The sequence below is a fragment of the Parafrankia sp. Ea1.12 genome (assembly GCF_900465275.1).
Taxonomy (GTDB): Bacteria; Actinomycetota; Actinomycetes; order Frankiales; family Frankiaceae; genus Parafrankia; species Parafrankia soli.
Window position 1 is genome coordinate 43336 of sequence record NZ_UBIZ01000502.1, and the last position, 10044, is coordinate 53379.

The 10044-nt window shown below is 69.6% G+C and carries 8 protein-coding genes, 1 tRNA gene and 1 pseudogene; 5 read left to right on the forward strand and 5 right to left on the reverse strand.

Going from position 1 to position 10044, the window contains the following annotated elements; all coding sequences use genetic code 11:
* The first annotated feature begins 98 nt into the window (after positions 1–98).
* On the forward strand, positions 99–1145 hold the full coding sequence (locus FMEAI12_RS29640; RefSeq protein ID WP_112108626.1) for a PDZ domain-containing protein: 1047 nt from the start codon (positions 99–101) through the stop codon (positions 1143–1145).
* A gap of 152 nt (positions 1146–1297) precedes the next feature.
* Here FMEAI12_RS29640 and FMEAI12_RS29645 read toward each other — a convergent pair whose 3' ends face one another.
* The gene (locus tag FMEAI12_RS29645) at positions 1298–1804 is read right to left on the reverse strand and encodes a PPA1309 family protein (protein ID WP_018502257.1); all 507 of its coding nucleotides are present in this window, start codon (positions 1802–1804) and stop codon (positions 1298–1300) included.
* 93 nt (positions 1805–1897) lie between these two features.
* Here FMEAI12_RS29645 and FMEAI12_RS29650 point away from each other — a divergent pair, with 93 nt between their 5' ends.
* Positions 1898–4987, forward strand: coding sequence for a UPF0182 family protein (locus tag FMEAI12_RS29650; protein WP_112108627.1), 3090 nt, complete (start codon positions 1898–1900; stop codon positions 4985–4987).
* Positions 4988–5100: 113 nt separating this feature from the next.
* Positions 5101–5174: transfer RNA gene (locus tag FMEAI12_RS29655), tRNA-Met, on the forward strand.
* A 175-nt stretch (positions 5175–5349) separates the two neighbouring features.
* On the opposite strand, the gene FMEAI12_RS29660 is transcribed toward FMEAI12_RS29655, so the two are convergent.
* Together FMEAI12_RS29660 and FMEAI12_RS29665 are read right to left on the reverse strand one after the other, a co-directional pair.
* Entirely contained in the window at positions 5350–7269 is a 1920-nt protein-coding gene (locus FMEAI12_RS29660) for an ABC transporter ATP-binding protein (RefSeq protein ID WP_112108628.1), read from the reverse strand.
* 76 nt (positions 7270–7345) lie between these two features.
* The gene (locus tag FMEAI12_RS29665; protein WP_041253688.1) at positions 7346–7612 is read right to left on the reverse strand and encodes a hypothetical protein; all 267 of its coding nucleotides are present in this window, start codon (positions 7610–7612) and stop codon (positions 7346–7348) included.
* Positions 7613–7707: 95 nt separating this feature from the next.
* Between FMEAI12_RS29665 and tnpA the strand changes: the two genes are divergently transcribed.
* Both tnpA and FMEAI12_RS29675 read left to right on the forward strand, forming a co-directional pair.
* Positions 7708–8130, forward strand: a complete 423-nt coding sequence (tnpA, locus tag FMEAI12_RS29670) for an IS200/IS605 family transposase (RefSeq protein ID WP_112108629.1) — start codon at positions 7708–7710, stop codon at positions 8128–8130.
* Entirely contained in the window at positions 8127–9326 is a 1200-nt protein-coding gene (locus tag FMEAI12_RS29675) for an RNA-guided endonuclease TnpB family protein (RefSeq protein WP_112108637.1), read from the forward strand. Before tnpA ends, FMEAI12_RS29675 begins: the two co-directional genes overlap by 4 nt.
* Positions 9327–9471: 145 nt before the next feature.
* Here the strand turns inward: FMEAI12_RS29675 and FMEAI12_RS29680 are convergent.
* Positions 9472–9672, reverse strand: a pseudogene (locus FMEAI12_RS29680) (Lrp/AsnC family transcriptional regulator); the annotation flags it as partial.
* Between the two features lie 135 nt (positions 9673–9807).
* Positions 9808–10044, reverse strand: a 237-nt coding sequence (locus FMEAI12_RS29685; RefSeq protein ID WP_146776790.1) for a transposase, incomplete at its 5' end; no start/stop codon positions are given.

The following is a 10044-nucleotide window of genomic DNA, read 5'->3' on the forward strand; positions in this document are numbered from 1 at the left end:
GTGGTGCCCTGGTGCCGCCCGGCCGGGGCGGCCGGCAGGTGGGCCGGTCGGCGGGCGGTCATCCGAACTGCCGGCGGCGATCTACGTAGACTGCGGGAATGGGCCGCCGCGCGCAGACACTCTTCGTTGCGTCGGTGCTGACGCTGATCCTCGCCGTCGCGGGCCTGTGGCTGCCGGTGCCTTTTGTGACCTTTGCGCCCGGTCCGGTTACCGACACTCTCGGTAAGGTCGACGGGGCGCCGCTGATCGAGATCGACGGCCGCAGGACCTACCCGACGGCCGGCAGCCTCGAGCTGACCACCGTCGAGGAGACGCCCCGGCTGAACCTGCTCGGCGCCCTGCAGGACTGGTTCGCCTCCGACCGGGCCGTTGTGCCCAGCGAGCTGGTCCGTCCGCCGGGCTCCAGCCAGGAGCAGATCCGGCAGGAGAACACCCAGGCGATGATCGACTCCCAGGACCAGGCGACCGCGGCCGCGTTGAGCGAGCTCGGCATCGCCCCGACCGGGGCAGAGGTCGTCGTCCACGAGGTGCTGTCCGACTCGCCGGCCCAGGGCCTGCTGCGTGCCGGTGACGTCATCACCTCCGTCGGCGGCGTCGCCATCACCGGTCAGGACGGCCTGCGGGAGCAGATCGGCCGGGTGAAGCCCGGTGAGGTGGTCGAGGTCGCCTACCGGCGGGACGGCACCGCCGGCACCGGGCGGATCACCACCAAACCGGCGACGGACGATCCGACGCGGCCGATGATCGGGGTGACGACGACGGAGAAACGGTCGTACCCGTTTACCGTCCGTATTCGGATCTCCGACATCGGCGGGCCCAGCGCCGGCCTGATGTTCGCGCTGGGCATCGTCGACCTGCTCACCCCCGGCGAGCTGACCGGCGGGAAGACGGTCGCCGGCACCGGAACCATCGACGCCGCCGGAGAGGTCGGCCCCATCGGGGGCATCCAGCAGAAGATCCTCGGCGCGCAGCGGGCCGGCGCCTCGGTCTTCCTGGTCCCGAAGGGCAACTGCGCGGACGCCGTCCGGATGAACACCGACCTGCGGCTTGTCCAGGTGACGAACCTGTCGGGAGCCCTGGACGCGCTCAACACCCTGCGGGCCAAGCCCGACGCCACCAACGTGCCCACCTGCTCTGCGGCGTAGCACGAACGCCGGCTCGGTAGGCGCTGGCAACGCAGCGGAGCAGGGACAGCTGCCAGGGACGGCAGCATGTGGGGACGGCCGTGTAGCGGGAGCGGCGAGGGGGCGGGCGGCCCCGAGGCCACCCGCCCCCTCCGGGTTTCCTGGGTGCGGCTCTACCGGAACGTCTCGAGCAGGCCGTCGACGAGGTTGTCGGCGAGGTCGGGGTCGATGACCAGCTCGTCGTCGCCGCGCACCCGCAGGCACGAGGCATGCATGCCGGCGCGGGTCACCCCGACCGCGAGCCGGACGTCCTGGCGCTCCGGGTGGTTGGCGGCCCAGTGCTCGATGTCGCGCTCGTCGTAGGGCACCTCGGCCTCGGCACTGGGCGGCAGCACGACGAGCTCGGTGACCAGGACGCAGCCGAGAACCTCGGGCGGCCAGCCGATGCCGGACAGGACTTCGTCGAGCCGCCCGGCCGGGAGCGGTTCCTGTTCCACCGGCGTTAGGGATCCTGGCGGGGCGTCGCCGATGTGGGGGGCGAGGCCCGGTTCGCGCATCAGCAGCTCGGATGTGTCCGCGAGGGCGTAGACCTGGCTGGGCTGGTCCCAGCCCAGCTCGGCGACGTGGCGTTCGACCTCCAGGACGACGGAGGTCAACTCGGTGATGCTCGGACTGGTCACCGACCCATCCTCTCGGATCTAGCCACACTCGGCTGGCGTAGGTTGCCCTGAAGGCGGGCACTCGACCCGCGCCCGGAACGGACGGAGGAGCTTGTGGCAGGAACCAGTCGCAGACCGCTGCTGACACGCACACGCCTGCTTGTGCCGGTGCTGGTCATTCTGGTCCTGCTCGTGGTGTTTCTCGGCGTCTTCACTCGCCTCTACACAGATCTTCTGTTCTACCGCTCGGTGGACTTCAGCAACGTCTTCGGCACCGTCGTATTCACACGAATACTTCTGTTCGTGCTCTTCGGTGCGGTCATGGCAATTGCGGTGGGAACGAACATAGTACTCGCCTACAAGCTGCGGCCGCCCATCCGGCCTCTCTCGACCGAGCAGCAGAACCTTGAGCGGTACCGCGTTGCGATCGAACCGTACATGCTGCTCGTCCTGCTGGCGGTCTCGACCCTGTTCGGGCTGATCGCGGGGCTGTCGGCGTCCGGGCGCTGGCGGACCTGGCTGCTGTGGATCAACAGCGAGCCGTTCGGTCAGACCGACGCCCAGTTCGGCCGGGACATCAGCTACTACACCTTCAGCTATCCGTTCCAGCGCTTCCTGCTTGCCTTCCTGCTCACCGCGGTCATGCTCTCGCTGCTGGTCGCGGTGCTCACCCACTACCTGTTCGGCGGAATCCGGCTGCAGTCCGCCGGCGAGCGGGTGGCCCCGGCGGCGAAGGCGCACATCTCCGTGCTGCTCGGGCTGGTCGCGCTACTCAAGGCGTGGGCCTACTACCTGGACCGCTTCGGCCTGGTGTTCTCGGCCCGGGGCGTGTCGACCGGAGCGTCCTACACCGACGTCCACGCGGTGCTGCCGGCGAAGCTCATCCTGCTGTTCATCTCGCTGGCCTGCGCCGTGCTGTTCATCTACAACATCTTCCAGCGGGGCTGGACGCTGCCGTTGCTCGGTGCCGGCATCCTCGTGCTGTCCTCGGTGGTCATCGGCGGGATCTACCCGGCGATCGTCCAGCAGTTCCAGGTCCGGCCGAACGAGGCGTCGCGCGAGGAGCCCTACATCGCGCGCAACATAGCCGCGACCAGGTCCGCGTACGACATCCAGGACGTCAGACCGGTCCCGTATCCGGCGACCACGGGCGCGACGGCGCAGCAGATAGCCGACGACAAGGGCACCGTCCCGAACATCCGCCTGCTCGACCCGAGCAAGCTGTCCACCACGTTCCAGCAGCTCCAGCAGATCCGCGGTTACTACGGGTTCCCACAGACCCTCGACGTCGACCGCTACACCACGACCGCGGACGGGAAGACCACGACCCGGGACTATGTGGTGTCCGTCCGTGAGCTCAACCAGGACGGCCTCGGCGAGGACCAGCGGAACTGGATCAACCAGCACCTGACCTACACCCACGGGCGGGGCTTCGTCGCGGCGCCGTCCAACACCGCCGATGAGGGCCGCCCCGCGTTCACCGAGCGCAATCTGCCGGAGACCGGCGACTTCGGCGTCACCGAGAGCCGGATCTACTTCGGTGAGATGTCCCCGCAGTACTCGATCGTCGGCACCCGCCAGGCGGAGATCGACGGCCCGGGGCCGAACGACACCCAGCTCACGACCAGCTACACCGGCGACGGCGGCGTCTCCGTCGGCTCGACCTTCCGGCAGGCGCTGTTCGCGCTGCGCTTCGGGGAGCCGAACATCCTGCTCTCCGGCGACATCACCGGCCAGTCGCGCATCCTCTACGAGCGCAACCCCCGGGACCGGGTCAGCAAGGTGGCCCCCTGGCTCACCCTGGACGGCGACCCCTACCCGGCGGTGGTCGACGGGCGGGTCACCTGGATCCTCGACGGCTACACCACCTCGGACGGCTACCCCTACTCGGCCCGGCGGACCTTCGGTGACGTCACCGCCGACGCCGTGACCACCCAGAGCCGCAACCGCACCCAGCAGCCGGAGAACCAGGTCAACTACATCCGGAACTCGGTGAAGGCGACCGTCGACGCCTACAACGGCACGGTGACGCTCTACGCCTGGGACGAGCAGGACCCGGTGCTGCGGACCTGGATGAAGGCCTTCCCCGACACGGTGCGTCCCAAGGCCGACATCCCGCCGGCGCTGATGGAGCACTTCCGCTACCCGGAGGACATGTTCAAGGTCCAGCGGGACCTCCTCGGGCAGTACCACGTCTCCAACCCGCGGGACTTCTACTCCCAGGAGGACTTCTGGACGGTCTCCGAGTCCCCGGACGACACCCGCGAGCCGCAGCCGCCGTTCTACGTCTACAGCCAGCTCCCCGGGCGCAAGGAACCGTCCTACAACCTGACCTCGCCGCTGATCTCGGCACGGTCGTCCAAGCTCGCGGCCTACATGGCCGTCTCGATGGATCCGGACAACTACGGCCAGTTCACCCTGCTGCAGCTGCCGCCGGGCGACACGATCAACGGTCCTGTCCAGGTGCAGGCCGCCATCGAGTCGAACGGCGACGTCGTCCGGCAGCTCAACCTCTGGCGCGGTGCGGGCTCACAGACGATCGAGGGCAACCTGTTGACGCTGCCCGTGGCCGGCGGGCTGCTCTACGTGGAGCCGTACTACGTCCAGGCCCGCGGGGCGACGGGGTATCCGACCCTGCAGGGGGTGGCGGCGGCCTTCGGTGAACGGATCGGGTTCGGCTCCTCGCTCGCGGAGGCGTTGGACGCCGTCTTCGGGGCCGGGGCCGGTGCGTCCGCGGCCGGGGCGGGCACCTCGGCCGCGCCCTCCACGGGCACCGAACCGGGGACGCCGTCTCCGACGCCGTCGAGCCCCACGCCGTCGGCACCGCCGGCCGGGGATCTGGCGGGCGCCGTCGCCGAAGCCGAACGCGCCTACCAGGCGGGCCAGGACGCTCTCGGCAAGAACCCGCCGGACTTCGCCGCCTACGGCAAGGCCCAGACGGACCTCCAGGCGGCGTTGGACAGGCTGCGCCAGCTGTCACCGACGACCCCGGCGCCGACGACGGCACCGCCGGCGACGGCACCGACGACACCGCCGGCGACGACGGCCACCGCGGCGCCCGCCTCGACGACCCGCGCGGCGCCAGCCGCCGCGCCCGCCGCCATGGACGGGGCGGGGGACCCGGGCCCACCGGTGCGGCCGGCCGTCGCAGAGAACCCACCGGCGGTCCGCCCGGCCGTCGCGCGGACCGCGCATCCCGGCTGAGCCAGACCGGGCGCCCGGGGTCTCCCGGGCGCCCGGCGAGCGGACGGAAAATTCCTTCCCCGCTCGTTTGACATCCGGGCTCCGCGTCCCTGTATAGTAAAGACACACACCGACGCGGGGTGGAGCAGCTCGGTAGCTCGCTGGGCTCATAACCCAGAGGTCGCAGGTTCAAATCCTGCCCCCGCTACAAAGAAGAAATTCCCCCGAGAGAGTCACTCTCTCGGGGGAATTTCTTTATGCGGGTATTTCCGATGCGGAACCGACCCGGCCGGTCGGCCATCGACCACTGGGCGGCGTTTGGGTGGGATTCTCCCGGCCGTCGGCTTTGGCCGCCGCCGGTCCTGGTCAGTTGACTGCGACGGTCAGTCGACCGCGACGAACCCGCCGCTCTGGCGGCGCCACAGCCGGTCATACCGCCCGCCCAGCTCGAGCAGGGCCTCATGCGTGCCCTGCTCGGCGATCCGCCCGCCGTCCAGGACGACGATCCGGTCCATGGTCAGCAGGGTCGACAGCCGGTGCGCGATGGCGATCACCGTCCGGGTGGCCCACAGATCCTCCAGGGCGTCCTGAACGAGCCGTTCGCTCTCACTGTCGAGCGCGCTGGTCGCCTCGTCCAGGATGAGGATGGGCGCGTCACCGAGGAACGCGCGCGCCAGCGCGATCCGCTGACGCTGCCCGGTCGAGAGCCGGATGCCCCGCTCGCCGACCAGGGTGTCGTACCCCTGACCGGTGCGGCTGACGAACTCGTGGGCGTGGGCGCGGCGCGCGGCCGTGATGACCTGCTCGTCGGTCACCCCGGCGGCGCTGCCGTAGACGATGTTGTCCCGGATCGAGCGGTGGAACAGGGTGACGTCCTGCGGGACGTAGGAGATCAGGCCGGCCAGCTGGCGGTCGTCGATCGGGGTGCCGTCGAGGGTCAGAGTCCCGGCGGGCAGCGGGTAGTAGCCGAGCAGGAGCTTCAGCAGGGTCGACTTCCCGCTGCCGCTCTGGCCGACGATCCCGACCTTCTCGTTCCGGGCGATCTCCAGGGTGATGCCGTCGAGCACCGGGCGCCCGGGTTCGTCCGGGTAGGCGAAGCGCAGATCGTGGATGCCGAGCGACCGGGTGTAGCCGACCGGCCCGGGAAGCTGGGTCGCCCTGTGGAGCTGCGATGCTCCGTGGACGTCGGGTCGTTCGAGGGCGGCAGGCCGTCCGTGTGCGGTGGGCTGTTGGTGCCGGTCCTCCCGGACGATGTCGCGGCCGCCGAACAGGTAGTGGTAGGCCTCCTCGACCCGGGCGAATCGCAGATTCAGCTGTGAGACCAGCCAGACCGTGTTCCAGATGTAGTCAGAGAAGACCGCGAGGGCGGCCAGGAAGGTGGTCAGCTGCGCCAGGGTGAGATCGCCGGCCAGGAAGAGGTGCAGGTTCAGCAGGATCGTCCCGGGTCCGACGAGGTAGCGCACGACCAGGCTCATCGACGCGAAGTACACGATGTTCCACCGGTAGGACCCCGTCGCCGCCCGCAGGACGCCCCGGCGCTCGGCGCGCACCCGCGCGGATTCGGCGCCTTCGCGGCCGAAGGACTTCACCGCGACGAAGTTCGCGATCACATCGATGATCCGGCCGTCCAGGTCGGAGGCGGTGTCGGCGGTGTTGCGCTCCTCGGCGGCGACCCGCGAGATCGTCAGCCGCCCCAGCGCGAGCATCATCAGCAGCGACACGGTGAACGCGCAGCCGGTCGGGACGTTCACGGTGAACATGATCACCGCGAGCGCCGGCACCCTGACCAGCTGTTCGCAGAACTCCCAGTACACCGCGCTGAGGAACTCGCGGTACTCCCGGCCGAGCGTGCCGACGTAGCTGCTGATCTTTCCGGTGAAGGCGCCGACGAAGTACGGGTAGGGCTGCGTGATCACCTTGTCGAAGACGAGGTTCTCGTAGTCGTAGCCGCGGGCGAGGATCAGCCGCACCCACAGCAGCTCACCGCTGCGCCAGGACAGGTCGTGGCCGATCCCGCAGCAGATCAGCAGCGCGGCGGCCTGGTAGGCGGCACCGGTGTCGACCGGTACGGCGGCGAGTGCGGCCACGAACCGGCCCACGAAGATCGGTACGACGGCGAGCAGCACGTTCGCGAGGACGAACACGCACAGCACCGCCGCCGCCCGCCACCGGAAGGTCATCAGGTGCGCGAGGTAGGAGCGCAGGCCGGCGTGCGGGCTGCGGCCCGCCGCCGAGCCTGGCGCGGCGACCGGGCTCGCCGCGGGGCGGGACGTGTCGGCCGTGCGGGAGGACGTGATCGTCACCCCGGAAGCGTGACAAGGACTTCCGATTCTCGCACCTGAATTATCACCGAAGCGGTGGTCGGAGGAGCGGCGTGGCTCAGCCGGTCGGGCGCTCCGGAGTGCGCCAGGGGCTGGCCGGCCGGAGCTGGTCGGCTGCCCGCAGCAGCGCCCGGGCCAGCGAGCGGGCCTCGTCGGGGTCGAGGTACGCCGCGGCCAGGCTGTCCAGCATGGGGGCGTCGACCCGCAGCAGGACGACCGGCGCGGCGCCGGTGCTCGCGGGGGGCTCCGGCCGGACGGTGATCTCCGCCTGCCCGATCTTCGTGATCAGGATGCCGTCCCGCGGGTCATGGTGGACGAGCGCCATCAGCGATCCCTGAGGGGGCTGACGCCTTCAGGCGTCAGGGGTATCGGGTACGGGACGCGACCGTGATGGATGGGTCGCGCTTGTATGATCGTTTTGTGGGTCGGCAGGTGGCGGTGGGCGCGGGTGGCGTCTGCGACCTGGGGTATCACGTCGTGTGGTGCCCGAAGTACCGGCGTCCTGTGCTGACCGGGCCTGTTCGTGACCGCTGTGACGTGCTGGTTCGTGAGAAGCGCGCCGAACACGGCTGGATCGTTGGAGCGCTGGACGTCATGCCCGACCATGTGCGTCTGTTCGTTCAAGCCCACCCGAAGCACTCCCCGTCGTATGTCGCCAACCAGCTCAAGGGCTTCTCCTCGCATGTGCTGCGTGAGGAGTTCCCGCACGTGCGTTCCCGGCTTCCCACCCTGTGGTCAGGGCCGTATGTCGTGGCCACCGTCGGTGTGGTGTCCGCGGACAGGATCCGCCGGTACATCGACACCCAGTACGAGCGGCCGTGGCGCAGGGAGCGTGCGCGGTGAGACGGACCTTCAGGTTTCAGCTCCGCCCGACCGTCCGGCAGGCGGTTGCGCTGACCGCGATGGTCGAGGACCACCGGGCGCTGTACAACGCCGCCTTGCAGGAACGCCGTGACGCCTACCGTCATCCGAGCGCGACGACGGTGCGTTACGGCGACCAGTCCGCCCAGCTCACGGAGATCCGCGCGGCCGATCCGGATCATGCCCGCTGGTCGTTCTCCTCGCAGCAGGCCACCCTGCGCCGGCTTGACAAGGCGTTCGCCGCGTTTTTCCGCAGGGTCAGGGCTGGGGAGAAGCCGGGCTACCCGCGGTTCAAGGGAGCCCACTGGTTTGACACGGTCGAGTGGCCGAAGGGCGGGGACGGCTGCCGCTGGGACTCCCAGCCCGGTCACCCGACCCAGACCCGAGTGAGGCTTCAGGGCGTTGGCCACGTCAAGGTCAACCAGCACCGGCCCGTGCAGGGCACCGTCAAGACCATCGGTGTCAAGCGTGAGGGGGGCCGCTGGTACGTGGTCCTGTCCTGCGATGACGTGCCCGCCCGGCCGCTTGCGCCGACCGGGGTGGTGACCGGGGTGGACATGGGGGTGGCGTCGTTGGCCACCACGTCTGAGGGCCGCCATGTCGGTAACCCTCGCTACCTGGCGGCGGCGGCCGGGCGGCTGGCCCGTGCGCAGCGGGAGCTGGCGAGGAGGAAACGCGGAGCTGCCCGGCGCCGCAAGGCCGTCGCGAAAGTCGCGGCGCTGCACGGGACGGTGCGCCGCCAGCGCCTCGACCTCGCCCACAAGACTGCCCTGGATCTGGTCCGCGACCACGACCTGATCGCGGTGGAGGCGCTCAGGGTCGCGAACATGACCCGTCGGGTGGCTGCGAGACCCGACCCGGAGCGGCCCGGGACGTTCCTGCCCAACGGACAGGCGGCGAAAGCCGGGCTGAACAAGAGCATTCTCGATGCGGGATGGGGGGTGTTCCTCGCCGTACTGCGCGCCAAGGCTGAAAGCGCCGGACGGACAGTCGTCGAGGTGCCACCCGCCAACACGTCCCGCACCTGCGCGGTCTGCGGGCACTGTCACGCCGACAACCGCAGAGCACAAGCCGTGTTCACCTGCGGTGGCTGTGGGCACACCGCGCACGCCGACGTGAACGCCGCCGTCAACATCCTCAGGGTCGGGCTGGCCCTTCAAGCGGCGCAAGCCGCCTGAGAAGCCGGCGACTTCAGCCGTCGGAGTAGTCACGGTCTCCTCATCGATCGAGCCGGAATCAACCAGTCTTAGCGAAAGGTTGGACTCCTGTTGGCTCTTCATGGTTGCCCGGTGGCAAGGGTTGTCGTGGCGCCGACGTTTTCGGTCATCGAGCGCCCCAGGTGTAGGTCTGTTTGACCAGTCGCAGGTAGACGAAGGTCTCCGTCTCCCTGACCTGCGGAAGCGCACGGATGTGGTCGTTGATGAGGGACAGCAGGTGTTCGTCGTCCTCGGCCACGAGCTCGATCAGGATGTCGAACGTGCCCGCGGTGAGGACGACGTAGTCGACCTCCGGGAGCTGGGCTAGTAGGACTTCGTTAGGTGACTCCTGGCGGGTGAACGGTTACGGGAGGTGTGTGGTTGAAGGGTCGCTGGCAGGTGGGGCAGGCGCCGGTCCAGACGGCGAGCAGGGCCTGGAGGGTGCGGAGGACTCCGTAGAGGGTCAGGCCGGCGCAGGGACTTTTGGGTCGCGGCGGAGCTGGGTGCAGACGGCTTGGGCGATGCTGACGAGGGTGACGTGGTGGTGCCAGCCGGTGAAGGTGCGTCCTTCGAAGTGGTCGAGGCCGAGGCCGTCTTTGAGTTCGCGGTAGTCGTGTTCGATCCGCCAGCGGATCTTCGCGAGGCGGACGAGGTGCCGTAGTGGGGTGCCCTCGGGCAGGGTGGACAGCCAGTAGTCGGT

Bases quoted from the DNA above. Each gene is read 5' to 3' on its own strand.
- FMEAI12_RS29640 (WP_112108626.1), top strand. From the start codon at position 99: ATGGGCCGCCGCGCGCAGACACTCTTCGTTGCGTCGGTGCTGACGCTG.
- FMEAI12_RS29665 (WP_041253688.1), bottom strand. From the start codon at position 7,612: ATGGCGCTCGTCCACCATGACCCGCGGGACGGCATCCTGATCACGAAG.